The following is a 17,374-nucleotide window of genomic DNA, read 5'->3' as shown; positions in this document are numbered from 1 at the left end:
CGTTCCTGACGACACCACCACCCCTTTTTAGGAGCAGGGCATGACCTCCATCAGCAAGAATGCGGACGAGCAGAGACCCCGTCGTCTCAAAGTCGCAGCGGTGTTGGCACTGGGCACGGTTGCCGTGCTCGGTGGCAATGCTTTCCTGATCAGGAATGGCGAACCGGCGCTTGCGGCCTCCGAAGACGTCGCATCAGCCAGCGCCTTCCGCACCCTCACACCACAGGCGATCGACAGACTGGGCGGACTTTCCGCTCCCGCGCCGACGCTCAGTGAAACGTCCGAAGGCGCACAGGCTGTTCCGGCACTGGACAAGACATCCTGCGTCGCCACCCGCGCCGCCCATAAAACGGACCGGCACGACGCGCTCGATCCAAAGGCCTTCTGCCAGCTGCAGCACCGCCTCTTCAATGCCGAGCTGATCGACCGCATCGCCGTGCTCCAGCTCGCATCACAGACCCGCTCTATCGACACCTCGTCCCAACTCGCCATGAACAAGGAGTTCTGAAATGGAAACATTGACCAGACGCGCAGTCCTCGCGATCGGCGCCGTCGGCGGCACCGCCCTTGCCGCCAGCACGGCCGGGGCAGCATCTTTCGGCAATCCCGACCAGCCCGCCGAGGGAGCAATCAACGCCAATGCCGCGGGTCTCAGCGATCCCGGCCCGAAGAACCCTGCGATCAACGACCAGTTTCCATCCTTCCAGAGCCCGCCGGCGACCGATGTGGGTGACATGCAGCTCTTCTGGGGTTCGTTCAACAACGCCGCCAAGCGTATCCAGAACGGCGGATGGGCACGTCAGGTGACCAAGTCGGACTTCGCGATTTCGGATGCCGTGTCCGGCGTCAACATGCGGCTCGGACCGGGCGGCGTTCGTGAGATGCACTGGCACCGCGCCGCAGAATGGGCGATCATGACCAATGGCCGTTGCCGCATCACCGTGCTCGATACGCAGGGCCGCGCCTATGTGCAGGATGTCGAGGCCGGTGATCTCTGGTATTTTCCGGCCGGCTACCCCCATTCGCTGCAGGGACTTGGCCCTGAAGGGTGCGAATTCGTCATCGTGTTCGACGAAGGCGACCAGTCCGAATATGGCACGCTGCTTCTCACCGACTGGCTGGCGCATACCTCACCCGAACTGCTGGCCAAGAATTTCGGCGTCGCGCAGGACGTGTTCCGGAACATTCCGCTGCAGAACCTCTGGATCTTCCAGGGCAAGGAGCCGGGACCGCTCTCCCGGGATCAGGAAGCCGTTGCCGGCGCGGGACTTCCCCCATTCCCTTTCACCTACAAACTCGCTGCATCAAAACCACTGAAGGAAAATGCTGCCGGGGTCATTCGCCTTGCGGATAGCAGCGCCTTTACCGTGTCCAAAACCATCGCCGCCGCCATCGAAACGATCAAGCCCGGCGGTGTGCGCGAAATGCACTGGCATCCCAATGCGGACGAATGGCAATACTGGATCAAGGGTGAAGGCCGGATGACCGTGTTCGACGCGGGCCCGCGCAGCCAGACCGCCGATTTCCGCGCCGGCGATATCGGTTACGTGAAAAGAAGCCAGGGACACATCATCGAAAATACCGGGAAGACCGACCTGCAATTCGTCGCGGTCTTCAAGACCGCCGAATACCAGGAGGTCAGCCTGTCGTCCTGGCTGACGCATACCCCGCCGGCGCTGGTGGCCCAGCACCTCAACGTCAGCGTCGAAGACGTGGCGAAATTTCCCGCAAACCAGCCGGCGATCATGCCGGGCTGAACATCCTGTCCGCCCATTGACCGGCGTTTCGGCATGTCCGATCCGCCGGTCTTTTCTCACCGAGACAAGGCGCCATGCCGCAAAACCAATATCGAAAGACAGGAACGGCCATGAAACCATTGACAATCCGCATCGCCGGCGGCTCGCTTACCGGTCTTTTCACGGCGATATTGCTTCAGCAGGACGGGCACGATGTGAAAGTCTACGAGCGCTCCTCGTCCGGCCTCGGCGGGCGTGGTGCAGGACTGGTGCCGCAGCAGGACCTGTTCGAGGTTCTGGACCAGATCGGCTGCGAAGACGTCACCCATGTCGGTGTGGTTGCGAAGGAGCGCATCTACCTCGATGCTGGCGGCCGCGTGGCCCAGCGCCAGAAGACGCCGCAGATGCAGATTTCATGGGACTATCTCTTTGAGCGCGTGTCCTCCCGCCTCCTCGCCGATACCTATCTCCTGGGACACCATGTCGACGCGGTTCGGGAAGGCCCTGATGGAGTGATGCTGTCCTTCGCCGACGGCAGGCAAGAGCGCGCTGATCTCGTAATAGGCGCGGATGGCTTGGGTTCGGCCATCCGCAAGGCGGTCAATCGCCATTCGGAAAACGCCTTTGCGGGTTATGTCGCCTGGCGCGGGCTGATACCCGAAACCAGATTACCGGCCGATGCGTCCCTGCTGCTCGACCGCTTCGCTTTTTACATCACACCCGGAATTCATGTTCTGGGTTACCTCGTGCCGGGGCCACTTGGTGAGACACAACATGGACAGCGCCGTTACAACTGGGTGTGGTATCGTCCTACACCGGCCGATGAGCTTGGCCGAACCTTCACCGGCCGCGACGGCAGGCATTTCGAATATTCGCTGCCCCGTGGCGAACTGACTGAGCAGCGCCGCGAGCAACTGCGCAGGGACGCGTCCTCCCTTCTGCCGCCGCAATTGGCGCTTGCGGTGGAAGCGGAGGAAAACCCATCGATCCAAGGCATTTTTGACTATGAGGCTGAACAGATGGTGTCGCCGCGCATGGCGCTGGTCGGAGATGCCGCCTTTGTGGTTCGCCCTCACACCGCGATGGGCGTTTCCAAGGCCGCGGGAGACGCAATGGCGCTGCGCGACGCCCTGCGGCAAACGGACGATCTGCCCACCGCCCTTTCACGATATCAGAGAAGCCGCCTGCCGGTGGGCAAGGCAATTGCAGCCTATGGGCGGCGACTTGCCGAAACCGCCATCTGAACACGGGTCAAAAATCAGGGACGGTCCTGTCTTGCTTCACCCCATCTTTGCGCTACGCTTGCGATCAGGGATTTCTCAATGGAGGGACTGAGGAATGTGCAACCACTGCGTGATCGAGAACGTGAAAAAGAACATGCTGTCACGACGCCTGCTGTTCAAGGGCGCCGTGGCCGGTGTAACGGCGGTGGCGGCAGGCAGCCTCGCGGCTCCGGTGCTTGCGCAAACACCCGGACGGGTCATCGATCTCACCCACACCTATGATTCCGCATTTCCCACCTTCGACGGCAAACCGGGCATAGAATACGAATGGGCAGCTGATATCACCAAGGACGGTTATCAGCTCCACAAGCTCACCATCTACGAACATACTGGCACACATATCGATGCACCGTTCCACTTCAGCGCCGACGGCGCGAGCGTCGATCAGCTGGAGCCGCAGAAACTTGTCGCGCCGCTGGTCATCATCGACATCACCGACCGCGCAAAAGAGGATGCCAATTCCACCATCGAGGCTGAAGACATCGAGCGCTGGATATCTGCAAATGGCGATATCCCGGCAGGCGCGATCGTCGCCCTGCGCTCCGGCTGGGCAACCAGAGTGAAGAGCCCTTCATTCCGCACCGACGACGCCGGAAAATTCGCCTTTCCCGGTTTCGGCAAGTCGGCAACCGACCTTCTGCTCAAGCGCGACACGGTCGCGATCGGCGTCGACACGCTTTCGCTGGATCCGGGCAACTCTGCCGATTTCGCCGTTCACAATTCCTGGCTTCCGGCCGGGCGCTACGGTATCGAAGGCCTCAACAACCTAGAGGCTTTGCCGGTCAAGGGCGCAACCGTCGTCGTCGGCGCGCCGGCACATCGTGGTGGAACCGGCGGTCCGGCCCGGATTCTGGCCCTGGTCTGAAAGCAGCATGGCGGGCGGCCCGGATGCACCAGCGGCTCACCTGCTGCATCAGATAAAGCCGCTCCGAATCCGCCGCGGTTGTTCGGGAAAAGGCGGGGCGAAACATCGCCCCGCGCCTGACAGGAAGAATGCCGGGCGGCGGCATCGCTGAGAACATATCCCCTTGCCGCAAAACCTCCGCACGGGAGGATTTCAAGAGATAATCAACGCCCGGATTGCCGGTTAGAGAGTGCTCAGCCGCACCACCGTCATTTTTCCCAGTTCGACCAGTGGTCGTCACGTCAAGGCCCTTCCCCATCCCAGCCAGTTCAAGGCTAAGCAGAAATGTATTCCGGCTCTCCGTGGCGCGACGCAGGCACCCGCGTGTATGGCGGCCTGCCCCGGTCGGGCCGCCACGATCTGCATTGGCTGGCCTTTGCATCAGGTGCCGTGCTGCATGGTCATTACCGGCGAATGAAGGTCGACACAAAGTATGGTCCACTATATGGATCTTGTAGATGCGCAAATAAACTGCACAAATCCGTCTATTTACTGTTGATTTCACAAATATTCCTGTGTATCCCGGATACATGGTTTTGTAGTGGTCCATATTGTGGAGGCAATATACCGATACATTCAGACTTTTGGAGGGGTCTGGCCAGTCTGGCAATAACAGCTATCCTGATGTCGCGGTCGTGGCATGGACATCCTGTTTTGCTGACATCTTATTGCGAAGGTTGTTCTGTGGGAGAGGAGGCCCCGATGACCATGACCGCAGACGCGAATGACGACGTATTTGTACTCGATGGCGAACTGTTGCACACCGGACCGGTAACGGGCTCGTGGTTCATGCGCCCCATCGAGGCCGTGGCGGCCGTGCTGCTGGCGGTGATGATCGGCCTGCTTCTGCTGGGCGTGACGTCACGTTATGCCCTGCATCTGCCGATTGTCTGGATCGACGAAACGGCGTCCTTGTGCTTCCTGTGGTTTGCCATGCTGGGCGCGGCGATTGCCATCGATCGCAGTGAACATCTGCGCCTGACGCTGTTTCTCAACATGTTCCCGCAACGTGTTCTGGGCTATATCAATTCCCTGGCACTGGTGCTGGTGGCTACATTTCTTGCCGCAATCATCAAGCCCGCCATGGAATACGCCATCGAGGAGTGGGTGGTCACGTCAGCGGCGCTGAATATTCCGATGTCGTTTCGCGCTGCGGCGCTGCCGGTCGGCGCCTGTCTTATGCTGCTTTTGGTGCTCAACAATCTCTTCCGACGAGAAAATCTGCGCGATATCATTGCGGCCCTTGTAACGGTCGCGGTTGCCTCCGGCCTGCTCTATCTGGCATCGCCGATGCTGGAATCCCTCGGCAATTTTAATCTGGCGATCTTCCTCGGCCTGTTCGTTGCGGTATTTCTGGTGCTGGGCGTTCCGATTGCCTTCTGCTTCGGCCTTGGAACCCTCGCCTATCTGACCTTCACCACCTGGGTTCCGACCATTGTGATGATCGGGCGCATGGATGAGGGCATGTCCGGCATCATTCTGTTGTCAGTGCCAGTCTTCGTGCTACTCGGCTGCGTGCTCGATGCAACCGGCATGGGTAAGGCGATTGTCGAGCTTCTGTCCTCGATGTTTGGCCACATTCGCGCTGGCATGTCCTATGTTCTGCTCGGTTCTCTGTTTCTTGTCTCCGGCATTTCCGGCTCCAAGGTTTCTGATATGGCAACCGTCGCACCGGCGCTGTTTCCGGAAATGAAGCGCCGTGGCCACAAACCCAAGGAAATGATCGCGCTTCTGGCCACCGGCGCCGCCATGGCCGATACGGTTCCGCCCTCAATCGTGCTGATCGTTCTGGGTTCGGCCGCAGGTGTGTCTATTGCCGGCCTCTTCACCTCCGGTTTCATGATTGCAATGGTCCTGCTTCTGGTGCTGGCCGTTCTGGCCCGCTGGAAGGCTCGGGATGAAAACATGGAAGGCGCAAAGCGCACGCCATGGCCGCAGGTCGGCAAGGCAGCCCTGATTGCCGCACCGGCGCTCGTTCTGCCCTTCCTCATCCGCAGCCTGGTGGGCGGCGGTGTCGCCACGGCAACCGAAGTATCCACTATTGCCGTGCTCTACGCCATGATCGTCGGCGCGGTGCTTTATGGCGGCATCAGCCTCAGGAAGCTCTATTCCATGCTGGTCGAGACGGCAGCGCTTTCAGGGGCGATCCTGCTGATCCTCGGCTGTGCATCGGCCATGGCGTGGGGGTTGACGCAGAGCGGCTTTGCTTTCCAGCTGACCGCGATGATTACCGATCTTCCCGGCGGCTGGATGACCTACATGGTCGTGTCGATCCTGATTTTCATGATCCTGGGCTGCGTCCTGGAAGGACTGCCAGCAATCGTTCTGCTCGCGCCGATCATGTTCCCGATCGCCCGCACGCTTGGCATCAATGACATCCATTATTCCATGGTCGTGGTGGTCGCCATGAATATCGGCCTGATGGCGCCGCCAATCGGTATCGGCTTTTACATCGCCTGCAAGATCGGCAACGTGTCGCCGGACGAAGCCATGGGTGCCATCTGGCCCTATCTCGCAGCCATGATCATCGGCCTGCTCCTGATTGCAGCAATCCCCGGATTTTCGACCATTCTGCTCTGAGACCGTGGCGGGTCCGCCCGCCACGCCGATGAATGATAACTGCTTTATTTTGGGAGGAGAAAGCAATGAATATCAACAGACGTACCATACTCGCCGGCGCCGGTTCCGCCGTACTGGCCACCGCCTTCGTGTCGCGCGCCCGCGCTGCCCAATACAATTATAAATATGCCAATAATCTACCTGCGGCGCACCCGATGAACATTCGCGCCAAGGAGGCCGCCGAGCGTATCGCCAAAGAGACCGATGGGCAGGTCAATATCAGCATCTTCCCCAGCAGCCAGCTGGGTGCCGACACAGACGTTTTGAGTCAGGTGCGCTCTGGAGGCGTAGAATTCTTCACGCTTTCGCCGCTGATCCTGTCGACGCTGGTACCGAACGCCTCCATCAGCGGCATCGGTTTCGCCTTCCCGAACTACGAGTCCGTATGGGCGGCCATGGATGGCGATCTCGGTAAATATGTCCGTGGCGAAATTGCCAAGCAGAATCTCGTTGCCATGGACACCATCTGGGATAACGGCTTCCGCCAGATCACCAGCGCTTCCAAGCCCATCGCCACGCCGGCCGATCTCGAAAGCTTCAAGATCCGCGTGCCAGTGAGCCCGCTCTGGACCTCTATGTTCAAGGCATTCAAGTCGGCCCCTGCCTCGATCAATTTCGCCGAGGTCTACACCGCGCTGCAGACCGGTGTGGTCGATGGCCAGGAAAATCCGCTGGCAATCATTTCCACCGCAAAGCTGTTCGAAGTGCAGAAATTCTGCTCGGTCACCAATCATATGTGGGACGGGTTCTGGTTCCTGGCCAACAAGCGCGCCTGGGAACGTCTGCCGGATGACCTGCGCGCCATCGTCGCCAAAAACCTCAACCAGTCGGGCAAGGATGAACGCGCCGATGTGGCGAAGCTCAATGCCTCGGTCAAGGAAGATCTGATTTCCAAGGGCATGACCTTCAACGACACGGATGCGACACTCTTCCGCGCCGCGCTGAAAGAGGCAGGCTTCTATTCCGAGTGGAAGGGCAAATACGGCGATGAAGCCTGGGCCATTCTTGAAAAGGCCGTTGGTGCAAGCCTGACCTGACCGGCCCGTTGAGAAACTGGCCCCGCCCGTAGCGGGGCCAACCCGACTATGTCTGACGATTGGAATGGAGACTGCTTTGACAGGTCGCCTGACGGGAAAACGCGCGCTTGTGTTTGGCGCAGGATCATCGGGGCCGGGTTTTGGCAACGGCAAGGCTGCGGCCGTGCAATTTGCCCGCGAAGGCGCGCGCGTAGCCTGTGTCGACCTCTCCGCTGACGCAGCCGAAGAGACGGCTGAGATCATTCGCGGAGAAGGCTTGGAGGCGATTGCGGTTGCCGCCGATGTCACTGAACTACAGTCCGTATCGGCCACCGTTGCCCGCACCTGCGAGGCCTTTGGTGGCATCGATATTCTGCACAATAATGTCGGCGTGACCCATATGGGCGGGCCGGTTGAGCTGGATGAGGAGAGCTTTCGCGCCTCGGTCGATCTCAATATCGGCTCCGTTTATCGCACCTCCAAGGCTGTGTTGCCGGTGATGTTGGCGCAGGGCGGCGGGGCAATCGTCAATATCTCGTCGCTCGCCTCCATTCGCTGGACCGGCTATCCCTATTTTGCCTATTACGCCATGAAGGCAGCTGTAAATCAGGCGACTGTGGCGCTGGCCATGCAATATGCCCGGCAGGGCATTCGCGCCAATTGCATTCTTCCGGGAATGATCGACACCCCACTGATCTACAAGCAGATCAGCAATCAATATGCGTCTGTCGAGGAGATGGTGGCGGCGCGCAATGCGGCTGTCCCGGTGGGTCGCATGGGCGATGCATTCGATATTGCCCGCACCGCCGTTTTTCTCGCATCTGATGAGGCTAAGTTCATCACCGGCGTCTGTTTACCGGTCGATGGCGGGCAAAGCTGTGCGGTGGGGGCGTTTTCCTGAAATGGCAACAACAACAACGATCCCGGTAGAAAAAGATCTGACGGGCGCGCGCGCGGTGGACCGGGCTCTGGCGCTGCTCTCCATGGTCGGGAGGCACGCGGAACGCGGCGTGGCGCTTTCGGTCATCGTAACAGAAAGCGGACTGAACAAGCCCACGGCCCGCCGCCTGCTGCTGGCTCTGATCCGCGCCGGCCTTGTGGAGCAGGATGAGGAAACGCGGCGTTATTACCTCGGCGAAGAAACCTATGTGCTGGGCAGCCTGTCATCGCGCCGGTTTGGCCTTCTTCAAATGGCGCAGGACGGCCTGACGCGCATTTCCCGCCGCTCGGAGGATTCGAGCTTCCTTTCCGTGCGCCGTGATACATTTGCCCTGTGCCTTTACCGCGAAGAAGGCACCTGGCCGGTGCGCACCCATGCGCTTCAGGCCGGCTTCGAACACCCCTTGGGTATCGGCGCGGGTTCGCTCGCCATGCTGGCGGCGCTGCCGGACGCCGAGGTGGAAAGTATCATTGCGGCCAATAGCGGGCTGATTGCCGCTAATTATCCCGGCATCACGCTTGAGGGCCTGCGCCGTGATGTCGAGTTGACGAGAGCCAATGGCTATTCGCTCAACCCCGGCCTGATCCTTTCTAATTCCTGGGGTATTGGCGTTGCCATCCGCGCGCCTGATGGCGCTGTGGCGGGAGCGCTGAGCATTGCCGCTGTGGACAGCCGCATGCGGCCGGAGCGCCAGCCGGAACTGGCAGCGCTGCTGCGCGATGAAGTAACCCGCATCGAGACACGCATCGCAGAAATGATGGCCAGCCGCGCCCGCACGCGCGGTGAAGGCGACACGAAACGGCAAACGAGGAGAACGAGCAAATGAGCAAAGCGCAGATCGTCGGCTGGGCGCATTCGCCTTTCGGCAAGTCGGCCCTTGAAAATACCGAGCAACTGATGGCTTCGGTCGTGGCGCCGGCCATAGACCATGCGGGCGTCGATGTCAGCGATATCGACGGCATTTTCGTCGGCGTGATGAACAATGGCTTCTCGAAACAGGATTTTCAGGGCGCCCTGGTAGCGATGGGCGATGAGCGCCTCGCCTATACGCCGGCAGTGCGGTTCGAAAATGCCTGCTCAACAGGATCAGCCGCCCTCTACAGCGCCATGGATTTCATCGAAGCCGGGCGCGGCCGCATCGCACTCGTTGTCGGCGCCGAAAAAATGACGGCGCTGCCGACCGCAGAGGTGGGCGAAATCCTGCTCTCCGCCTGTTACCGTGCGGAGGAGGCCAATATTCCCGGCGGGTTTGCCGGCCAGTTCGGCCGCATCGCACAGGCATATTTTCAACGTTATGGCGACCGCTCCGAAGAGCTGGCGATGATTGCCGCAAAGAACCACGCCAATGGCGCGGTCAATCCCTATGCCCATATGCGCAAGGATTTCGGCTTCGATTTCTGCAATACGGTTTCGGACAAGAACCCCTACGTCGCAGGCCCGCTGCGCCGCACCGACTGCTCGCTGATTTCTGATGGCGCTGCCGCAATCATTTTGGCCGACGAGGAAACGGCAGCCTCACTCAACCGCGCCATCGGTTTCCGGGGCCGCAAGCATGTCAACGACATCATGGCATTGAGCCGTCGCGATCCGTTGGCCTTCGAAGGCGCGCGCCGCGCCTGGGCCGGCTCGCTGGAACTTGCCGGCGCAACGCTCGACGACCTCTCTTTCGTTGAAACGCACGACTGCTTCACCATTGCCGAACTTATCGAATATGAGGCCATGGGGCTTGCGGAGCCCGGTGAAGGATATCGCGTTGTCCAGGATGGAACGGCCCTGAAGACCGGACGCCTGCCAATCAACCCATCGGGTGGATTGAAATCGAAAGGTCATCCCGTCGGGGCGACCGGCGTTTCCATGCATGTCATGGCGGCGATGCAATTGATGGGCGAGGCAGGCGACATGCAAATTCCCAATGCCTCGCTGGCTGGCGTGTTCAACATGGGTGGCACGGCGGTTGCCAATTACGTCTCGATCATGGAGCGTGTGAAATGACGATGCAAAGTGCCGTACAGCATCCCGCGGGCGGGGTTGCGCCGTCCACCACGCGGGTGATGAACCTCTCGCATTTCCTGACGCAGGCGGCACGCCGCAACCCGGACCATATCGGTTTCGTCTGGGGTGAAAAGACTTGGAGCTGGGCTCAAATGGAAGCCCGCGTCGACGCAATGGCCCATGCGCTGGAGACTGAATTCGGCGTCAGAAAGGGGGACCGCATTCTGGTGCAGTCCTCCAACAACAACCAGATGTTCGAATCTATGTTCGCATGCTTCCGCGTGGGTGCGGTGTGGGTGCCGACCAATTACCGTCAATCGCCCGATGAAGTTGCCTATCTGGCGAAGGCCAGCGGGGCGCGCGGCATGATTTGCGCCAGCCCTTTTCCCGATCATGCAAAAGCCAGCCACGAGGCAAGCACGATCGATTTCAGCATTGCCATCGGCACGGCTGAGTTCGGTGAGGATTACGATGCCATCGTGGCCCGTCATATGGGGCACAAAGTCAAAAGCCAGGCAGTGGATCGGGATGACCCGTGTTGGTTCTTCTTCACCTCAGGCACCACCGGCCGGCCCAAGGCTGCAGTGCTTACCCATGGCCAGATGGCGTTCGTCATCACCAACCATCTCTGCGATCTGATGCCCGGCACCGGATCCGACGACGCCTCCATCGTCATTGCCCCGCTTTCACACGGTGCGGGCATTCACCAGCTGGTGCAGGTGGCGCATGGCGCGAAAACCGTGCTTCCGGCGGCGGAAAAGCTCGATGTGCCCGCCGTCTGGGCGCTGATCGAAAAATGGCGTATCACCAACGCCTTCACTGTACCGACCATCCTTAAAATGCTCGTCGAAGACCCCTCTGTGGATCGTTTCGATCACTCCTCACTGCGCTATGTCATCTATGCCGGCGCGCCGATGTATCGCGCGGACCAGAAGCGCGCGCTTGCAAAGCTCGGCCCGGTGCTGGTGCAATATTTCGGCCTGGGTGAAGTCACCGGTAACATCACCGTGCTGCCGCCTTCTTTTCATAACGCCGAGGACGGTCCGGAAACGCGCATCGGCACCTGCGGCTTCGACCGCACCGGCATGGAAGTGCAGATCCAGAACGATGCGGGCGAGGAAGTTGACGCAGGCGAAACCGGCGAAATTTGTGTAATCGGTCCCGCCGTTTTCGCCGGCTACTACGATAATCCCGAGGCAAATGCCAAAGCCTTCCGCAATGGCTGGTTCCGCACGGGCGACCTTGGTCATCGCGATGAGAACGGCTTCCTCTACATCACCGGGCGCGCCTCCGACATGTATATTTCCGGCGGCTCGAACATCTATCCGCGTGAAATCGAGGAAAAAATCCTCATGCATCCTGACATCAGCGAGACTGCGGTTCTGGGTGTGCCGGACGCGGTGTGGGGCGAGGTCGGTGTGGCCGTGTGCGTGGCCCGCGAGGGCGCGAATATCGCCGCCATCGATCTGAAGGCCTATCTGGAAGGCAAGATGGCCCGCTACAAGCTGCCGAAATCAGTGGTGTTCTGGGATGCCATGCCGAAATCCGCCTACGGCAAGATCACCAAGAAAATGATCCGCGAGGAACTGGAGAAACGCGGTCAGATGCCGGCTTTCGAAGAAAAGCGGACAGCCTGACAGGCGTGACATTCAATCGGGAGGAGACGGTATGACACAAGAGAAAACAGGGACAAAAGGGGCCGTCGCGATCACCGGCGGTGCATCCGGCATCGGCTTTTCCACCGCGCAGCTCCTGATGGCGCGCGGCTGGCAGCCATGGTTGCTGGATCTCAAGCGCGAGGCGCTGGATATAGCCTGCGAAAAGCTCGGTATCGATCTCTCGCGCGGCATCGTCTGCAACGTTGCGAACGAGGCATCGATAGAGAAGGCTTTCGCCGCCCTGACGGCAGGCGGCGCCGATCATGCGGTTGATCTGGTGGCCGTCGTCAACAGCGCCGGCATCGGTATCGACAAACTGTCCGTCGACACCAGCGTCGAAGAATTTCGCCGTATCGTTGACGTCAATCTCGTCGGCAGCTTCGCGGTAGCGCGCACTGCCGCACGTTATTGGCTGGACCGCGATATTGCCGGCTCGATCGTCAATATCAGCTCTGTTTCCGGCATGTGCGGAAATCGTGGCCGTAGCGCCTATGGCGCTTCGAAAGGCGGCGTCAATCTTCTGACGATGGTGATGGCAAACGAGCTGGGACAATCGGGCATTCGCGTCAATGCGATTGCTCCCGGTCCGGTCGATACCCCGCTGACCCAGGCGGTTCATACGGAAAATGTCCGCAACCAATGGCATAGCCGCGTTCCCATGCATCGCTATGGCAGGACGGACGAGATCGCCTCTGCCGTGGCTTTCCTCGTGTCAGATGACGCAAGCTACATCAACGGACAGGTGCTTGCCGTGGATGGCGGCTTCATTACCGCCGGGCTCGCGGTATGACGGAGACAGGCACGCAAGAGCTCCCCCGTCGCATCGTCCATCCCGGACCGGTAACGCCCGAACGTTTTCGCGCCGTCGGCTGCCACGCCTATCCTGTTACTCTGACGGTCCGGTCCGGCGTAAGCGCCAACGAAGCGATTGCCGATGCCTTTGCGGAGTTGGGGTTCGAAGGTGGTTACGTCAGACTGAAGAACGTACCGATGAAACGGTTGCAATATGTCATGCCGGCAGCCGCACCGGATGACGCACATGCCGCATGGTATAGCGAAACCTTTTCCATGCCGGGTGGCACAATCATCAATGCCGGCCTTCATATGGGCCGGCGCGATAGTGCGCCGTTTCTGCATTGCCATGGTTCATGGAAGAGTGCCGACGGCGTTGTCTCCATGGGGCATCTGCTGCCTTTCGAGACCGAATTTGCTGTAGAAACAACGCTTGAAGCTCTGGCGCTAGATGGAGCGATCCTCGATGTGCAAAAGGATGAGGAAACCAACTTCCCCCTTTTTACACCCATCGCGCAACAGCGCCACCAAAAGGGTTCGGGTCTTCGGGCGCTTTTATGCACAGTGCGCCCCAATACCGATATATGCACGGCACTTGAAGAGGTCTCTACCCAGTTTGGCCTGCGAGAAGCCGAAGTCAATGGAATTGGCAGCCTGGTCGGTGCGGATTATGAAGACGGAACAAGCCTCAACGCCTACGCGAGCGAAATCCTCATAAACAAGGGCCGTATCGGCCCGGCCGCGTCGGGAGACCGACAAGCAAAGCTGGATATTGCGATGGTGGACCTCACCACACATATCAGCGGCGGGCGGCTGGTGCGCGGCAAGAACCCGGTCTGCGTCACTTTCGAGCTACTTCTGACCGAAAGACAGGGGCACGCCGCATGAGTTGCGCTGCGCAACTCAACGGCCAGCATCACCGCAAATCACGCCGCCTGCGGTTTTTCCGCAGGCAACCATTCTTCCAGAGTCACTTCAAACGTCATGCAAACCGGGTTGGCTCCGGCGATGAAGGGACCGCCATAAACCGAACCTTCGGTATCGGCGACGACGCCGGTCAACGCGGCACGCAAAGAGCCATCGGGCTGGGCGCGCACTTCACCGGCGATGGAGACGATTTCAACGGCGGGACCGCGTATCTGCAAGAACGCGCCGCTGCGCGTGCCGAGGCACGCATCGACCAGACTACCCAGCGCACCGCGCACGAAGGCATTTCGAAAACCTTCGGCAAGACACAGTTTCTCGACGCCGAGCACAAGGTCTTCATTGGGCGCGATGCGGGCATAGGCCACACGGCCCATGGAGCCAGATTCGACAGTGTTAGGCGTGTTCATCGGCGCGCTCCGTACGGTTCTTTGGTTGAAGAAGGGGAATATTGGTTTCAGGGTCGAAGGACTGCTGCAGCACGAAACTGTCGAGTGAGGTCACCAGGGCGGCAACGCCGCTTTCGCCGACAATACAGGATTCAGTCAGCAAATGGCCGCCTTTGACCACACCCGCCGCGGTGCGCATAGCGGCATGGCAATGGACGATCGGCTCTCCCTTCATGCTGCGCCCCAGCGTGGCATTGCCGAAGACAAGCCAGGCAGCACCGGCGTTGATGGGCTTCGTATAGGCAATGACCGCCCTGCCGGAAGGGTCGGGCGGGGCTACGCAATAGGACAATATGTCAAAATAGCCGCCGAGAATGGTGAGCGAGGCATTCTCAATGCCATTTTCGAAAAGCGGCCGCACGATGCCATCGTAAAGGCTACGCCCCGGCGCGAGGAACAGCCGCACATGGCGCGCAGATGGCGAGCGAAGGCTGTTGATGCGCACCGGCGCGGAAATGCCGGGATGGATGAGCGTTCTCGGCCTTGGAAAATGTTGCTGCTCTATCGATGCCACGCCTGCTCCTCCCTGCTGCCTGTACCTTGCAGTACGGTACTCAAATATCAGCCGAAGGTGCTTCCGAATGACACCACCAAACGGCGCGTCGGAAAACACTTCTTTCGCAGGCTGTCGCATCGACGGCAGATTTTTTTGCAACGTAGTTGGGGGAGGCCGGCATGACGAAGCCGCTAGACAGAATTGACCGCAAAATATTGCGTACCCTCCTGGAGAACGGCAGGTTGAGCAATTCGGAGCTTTCGGAAAAGGTAGGGCTCTCGCCCAGCCCCTGCTGGCAGCGCGTCAAGCGGCTGGAGGACGAAGGGGTCATTCGCGGCTACACCGCCATTCTCGATCAAGCCAAACTCGGACTGACCGAAACCGTCATCATCGAGGTGATGCTGGAGCGCCACGACGACGAGGTTCTGGAACGTTTCGGGGATGCGATGGCCGCTCTTCCGGAGGTGTTGGAAGCCTATCTGACAACAGGTGAATATGATTATCTCATCAAGGTGGCGGTGGCGGGAACTGCAGGCTACGAACAGTTTCTGCGGCGGAAACTCTATAAGATTGAGGGCGTGCGCCACTCCCGATCCTGTTTCGCACTCAAATGTCTCAAACACACATTATCGGTCGTACCCGATCCCGAACCTCCTTTAATCGAAGCGGCGGGCATTGGCCGCGTGCCGGCAAGATAGCGGAATGCATTCCCATTCTTTTGCCGGGTCTGCGGGTGCCTGTGCCTTGAGTTCGTAAAGGCGCACTGCCGAGCCATCTGGCCTCATAAGTCTTATCACGCCGTGCCGACGAGTGGCGTGTGATGCACGACAATCGGCGCGTGGTAAGGGACGCGGTCATAAAGATCGACAATGTCGTGATTCAAGAGACGCACGCAGCCCGAAGAAACCGCTTTATCGATGGACTTCCATTCCGGATTCCGTGCATGCGGTAAAGCGTATCCTTCCCATTCTGGAAGATATCCAAGGCTCTTGCGCCGAGCGGGTTTTGCACGCCGGGGTCCATGCCTCCATTGGCAATCGAGTATTTTTCAAGCTCCGGCTGGCGGGCTTTCATTTTGGCTGGCGGCTTCCATCTCGGCCATGGCTGGCGCCAATGGATGATACCCCCGCCGTTGCCACGCAAATCCATCCCGGCCAATGCCGACACCATAACGCGTGGCTGCGCCATCGGGCTCGACCAGATAAAGGAAGCGGTTTGGGGTATCGATGGCGACCGTTCCGGCTGCTTCACCCGTCGGATTGGCGACGCGCTGGCGACAAAATTTTGGATAAATATGCCGATAGGGAATGCCGGCGACGGCATGTCCATCACCCTCAAATGCCGCGTAACGGGCGTCCAACGACGAGTGCCCCACGAAGCGTTGGCAAAGAAACCCTATTCAGGCGAAGGACCTATATAGCGGGACTGCGGACGAATGAGGCGCCCAGTCCGTTCCTGCTCCAGCACATGCGCCGTCCATCCTGCCATGCGACCGGCAGCAAAGACATTGGTAAAGCTGTCGCGTGGAAAACCCAACACCTCCAGTACCAGCGCCGTGTAGAATTCGACGTTTGTCTGTAACGGCCGAAGAGGTTTTTTTTCCTGGAGGAGCGCTAGCGCCGCCGCCTCCACTTTGCCGGCGAAGGCAATGCGGCTGGATCCGTCCTTGAGAACCGACACCGCGCCTTTCAGAACGTCGGCGCGAGGGTCACGGACACGATAGATCCGATGGCCAAAGCCCATAAGGCGCTCCCCGCGCGCAAGCGCATCCTCCAGCCACAGTTGAATGTCAGCCTCCGCGCCAATCGCATCCAACATGTCAAGCACCGGACCCGGCGCCCCGCCATGAAGAGGCCCCTTTAAGGCACATAGCGCACCAACCACTGATGAGAACATTCCGGCCTCTGTCGACGCAATGATGCGAGCCGTAAAGGTCGAGGCGTTCAACCCATGATCGGAAACCGTCGTTAGATAAGTATCGAGCGCGCGTACCTTCTCTGGCGAAGGGTGATCACCGGAAATCATTCGAAGAAAATCCGCCGAATGGCTGAGTGTGGTATCGGGCGCGATCGGCGTTAGCCCTTGCCTGTCTCGGATGATTGCCGCGGCAAAGACCGGTACCGCCGCAACGGCCATGATATGGTGTGCGGTTGTTTCATCATCCGGCAACGCGGAAAGCAAAAGACGCAAGGCCTCTACGGAAGAAAGGCGCGACAGGTCAGGAAGGGGATGAATCAGTTCAAGTGCCCGCTGCCTGGCCGAACCAAGCTGAGAACGAATATCCTGCGCCGTCGCCGGCTGGGGGATTTGCTCGGCCCATAGAAGCTCCAGAACCTGCTCAAAAGACCAGTCTGCCAAGCTTGCAAGGTGGTGGCCGCGGATAATCAGTTCACCAGCCGTCCCATCCACATGGCTGAGTACAGTTTCGGCTGCGACGACGTCATCAAGGCCGATCACGGTCTTGTCGTTACTCAAAGCTGCTATCGCTGACATTGAATTTTCCTCAATCTGAATACGAATGCGCTTGAGGATGTTGAATTGCATATATATGGTCAATATTGATTG

At 59.6% G+C, this 17,374-nt stretch carries 18 protein-coding genes; 13 read left to right on the top strand and 5 right to left on the bottom strand.

Translation table 11 applies throughout. The features are described from left to right. The first annotated feature begins 40 nt into the window (after positions 1–40). The 12 genes from QRN60_RS22545 to QRN60_RS22490 all read left to right on the top strand — a co-directional run bounded on the left by QRN60_RS22545 (position 41) and on the right by QRN60_RS22490 (position 13,828). Complete coding sequence (locus QRN60_RS22545) at positions 41–508, top strand: hypothetical protein (RefSeq protein ID WP_111794075.1); 468 nt, start codon at positions 41–43, stop codon at positions 506–508. A 1-nt stretch (position 509) separates the two neighbouring features. Beyond that, positions 510–1,757, top strand: coding sequence for an oxalate decarboxylase family bicupin (locus tag QRN60_RS22540; RefSeq protein ID WP_112212249.1), 1,248 nt, complete (start codon positions 510–512; stop codon positions 1,755–1,757). A gap of 110 nt (positions 1,758–1,867) precedes the next feature. Continuing rightward, positions 1,868–2,980 (top strand): FAD binding domain-containing protein, encoded by a 1,113-nt coding sequence (locus QRN60_RS22535; protein ID WP_129567380.1) that lies wholly within the window; start codon positions 1,868–1,870, stop codon positions 2,978–2,980. A gap of 94 nt (positions 2,981–3,074) precedes the next feature. Beyond that, positions 3,075–3,884, top strand: a complete 810-nt coding sequence (locus tag QRN60_RS22530) for a cyclase family protein (RefSeq protein ID WP_003508279.1) — start codon at positions 3,075–3,077, stop codon at positions 3,882–3,884. A 741-nt stretch (positions 3,885–4,625) separates the two neighbouring features. Further along, positions 4,626–6,503 carry a TRAP transporter large permease gene (locus QRN60_RS22525; protein ID WP_099086952.1) on the top strand — a complete coding sequence of 626 codons (1,878 nt, stop codon included), beginning with the start codon at positions 4,626–4,628 and terminating at the stop codon, positions 6,501–6,503. Positions 6,504–6,568: 65 nt separating this feature from the next. Further along, a complete protein-coding gene (locus QRN60_RS22520) occupies positions 6,569–7,579 on the top strand; it encodes a TRAP transporter substrate-binding protein (protein WP_003517515.1) in 1,011 nt (336 codons plus the stop codon). A gap of 76 nt (positions 7,580–7,655) precedes the next feature. Next, a complete protein-coding gene (locus QRN60_RS22515) occupies positions 7,656–8,459 on the top strand; it encodes an SDR family NAD(P)-dependent oxidoreductase (protein ID WP_165001889.1) in 804 nt (267 codons plus the stop codon). 1 nt (position 8,460) lies between these two features. Continuing rightward, positions 8,461–9,324 (top strand): IclR family transcriptional regulator, encoded by an 864-nt coding sequence (locus QRN60_RS22510; RefSeq protein WP_113291945.1) that lies wholly within the window; start codon positions 8,461–8,463, stop codon positions 9,322–9,324. Then, the gene (locus tag QRN60_RS22505; protein ID WP_113083354.1) at positions 9,321–10,490 is read left to right on the top strand and encodes an acetyl-CoA acetyltransferase; all 1,170 of its coding nucleotides are present in this window, start codon (positions 9,321–9,323) and stop codon (positions 10,488–10,490) included. Before QRN60_RS22510 ends, QRN60_RS22505 begins: the two co-directional genes overlap by 4 nt. Continuing rightward, positions 10,487–12,127, top strand: a complete 1,641-nt coding sequence (locus QRN60_RS22500; RefSeq protein WP_129567378.1) for an acyl-CoA synthetase — start codon at positions 10,487–10,489, stop codon at positions 12,125–12,127. The genes QRN60_RS22505 and QRN60_RS22500 overlap by 4 nt, the downstream gene beginning before the upstream one ends. A gap of 31 nt (positions 12,128–12,158) precedes the next feature. Continuing rightward, complete coding sequence (locus tag QRN60_RS22495; RefSeq protein WP_060726475.1) at positions 12,159–12,938, top strand: SDR family NAD(P)-dependent oxidoreductase; 780 nt, start codon at positions 12,159–12,161, stop codon at positions 12,936–12,938. Next, complete coding sequence (locus QRN60_RS22490) at positions 12,935–13,828, top strand: PCC domain-containing protein (protein ID WP_080864998.1); 894 nt, start codon at positions 12,935–12,937, stop codon at positions 13,826–13,828. The genes QRN60_RS22495 and QRN60_RS22490 overlap by 4 nt, the downstream gene beginning before the upstream one ends. Positions 13,829–13,866: 38 nt before the next feature. On the opposite strand, the gene QRN60_RS22485 is transcribed toward QRN60_RS22490, so the two are convergent. Both QRN60_RS22485 and QRN60_RS22480 read right to left on the bottom strand, forming a co-directional pair. Beyond that, a complete protein-coding gene (locus QRN60_RS22485) occupies positions 13,867–14,274 on the bottom strand; it encodes a PPC domain-containing DNA-binding protein (RefSeq protein WP_060726477.1) in 408 nt (135 codons plus the stop codon). Then, positions 14,261–14,827, bottom strand: coding sequence for a PPC domain-containing DNA-binding protein (locus QRN60_RS22480; protein WP_060726478.1), 567 nt, complete (start codon positions 14,825–14,827; stop codon positions 14,261–14,263). The genes QRN60_RS22485 and QRN60_RS22480 overlap by 14 nt, the downstream gene beginning before the upstream one ends. Before the next feature lie 161 nt (positions 14,828–14,988). Between QRN60_RS22480 and QRN60_RS22475 the strand changes: the two genes are divergently transcribed. Further along, positions 14,989–15,507 (top strand): Lrp/AsnC family transcriptional regulator, encoded by a 519-nt coding sequence (locus QRN60_RS22475; protein WP_060726479.1) that lies wholly within the window; start codon positions 14,989–14,991, stop codon positions 15,505–15,507. Positions 15,508–15,602: 95 nt separating this feature from the next. Here the strand turns inward: QRN60_RS22475 and QRN60_RS26550 are convergent, their stop codons facing one another. Genes QRN60_RS26550 through QRN60_RS22465 form a run of 3 tightly spaced genes read right to left on the bottom strand, consistent with a single transcriptional unit; the run spans position 15,603 to position 17,353 of the window. Beyond that, positions 15,603–15,854, bottom strand: a complete 252-nt coding sequence (locus QRN60_RS26550; RefSeq protein ID WP_350225282.1) for a L,D-transpeptidase — start codon at positions 15,852–15,854, stop codon at positions 15,603–15,605. A 3-nt stretch (positions 15,855–15,857) separates the two neighbouring features. Further along, positions 15,858–16,169, bottom strand: coding sequence for a L,D-transpeptidase family protein (locus tag QRN60_RS26545; protein ID WP_350225280.1), 312 nt, complete (start codon positions 16,167–16,169; stop codon positions 15,858–15,860). A 35-nt stretch (positions 16,170–16,204) separates the two neighbouring features. Next, positions 16,205–17,353, bottom strand: a complete 1,149-nt coding sequence (locus QRN60_RS22465) for a citrate synthase/methylcitrate synthase (RefSeq protein ID WP_309957621.1) — start codon at positions 17,351–17,353, stop codon at positions 16,205–16,207. Positions 17,354–17,374: the final 21 nt, after the last annotated feature.

Origin of the sequence: Agrobacterium sp. CFBP2214, from assembly GCF_030209895.1 — a bacterium.
Lineage (GTDB): Bacteria > Pseudomonadota > Alphaproteobacteria > Rhizobiales > Rhizobiaceae > Agrobacterium > Agrobacterium radiobacter.
Note: the sequence above shows the minus strand (reverse complement) of the source record. Positions and strands in the feature narration are given on the sequence as shown.

Excerpts from the sequence above, each read along its gene's own strand:
- QRN60_RS22495 (WP_060726475.1), top strand. The coding sequence starts at position 12,159 with ATGACACAAGAGAAAACAGGGACAAAAGGGGCCGTCGCGATCACCGGC.
- QRN60_RS22530 (WP_003508279.1), top strand. The coding sequence starts at position 3,075 with ATGTGCAACCACTGCGTGATCGAGAACGTGAAAAAGAACATGCTGTCA.
- QRN60_RS22505 (WP_113083354.1), top strand. The coding sequence starts at position 9,321 with ATGAGCAAAGCGCAGATCGTCGGCTGGGCGCATTCGCCTTTCGGCAAG.
- QRN60_RS22500 (WP_129567378.1), top strand. The coding sequence starts at position 10,487 with ATGACGATGCAAAGTGCCGTACAGCATCCCGCGGGCGGGGTTGCGCCG.
- QRN60_RS22465 (WP_309957621.1), bottom strand. The coding sequence starts at position 17,353 with ATGCAATTCAACATCCTCAAGCGCATTCGTATTCAGATTGAGGAAAAT.
- QRN60_RS22545 (WP_111794075.1), top strand. The coding sequence starts at position 41 with ATGACCTCCATCAGCAAGAATGCGGACGAGCAGAGACCCCGTCGTCTC.
- QRN60_RS22510 (WP_113291945.1), top strand. The coding sequence starts at position 8,461 with ATGGCAACAACAACAACGATCCCGGTAGAAAAAGATCTGACGGGCGCG.
- QRN60_RS22525 (WP_099086952.1), top strand. The coding sequence starts at position 4,626 with ATGACCATGACCGCAGACGCGAATGACGACGTATTTGTACTCGATGGC.
- QRN60_RS22535 (WP_129567380.1), top strand. The coding sequence starts at position 1,868 with ATGAAACCATTGACAATCCGCATCGCCGGCGGCTCGCTTACCGGTCTT.
- QRN60_RS22475 (WP_060726479.1), top strand. The coding sequence starts at position 14,989 with ATGACGAAGCCGCTAGACAGAATTGACCGCAAAATATTGCGTACCCTC.
- QRN60_RS22540 (WP_112212249.1), top strand. The coding sequence starts at position 510 with ATGGAAACATTGACCAGACGCGCAGTCCTCGCGATCGGCGCCGTCGGC.
- QRN60_RS22490 (WP_080864998.1), top strand. The coding sequence starts at position 12,935 with ATGACGGAGACAGGCACGCAAGAGCTCCCCCGTCGCATCGTCCATCCC.
- QRN60_RS22485 (WP_060726477.1), bottom strand. The coding sequence starts at position 14,274 with ATGAACACGCCTAACACTGTCGAATCTGGCTCCATGGGCCGTGTGGCC.
- QRN60_RS22520 (WP_003517515.1), top strand. The coding sequence starts at position 6,569 with ATGAATATCAACAGACGTACCATACTCGCCGGCGCCGGTTCCGCCGTA.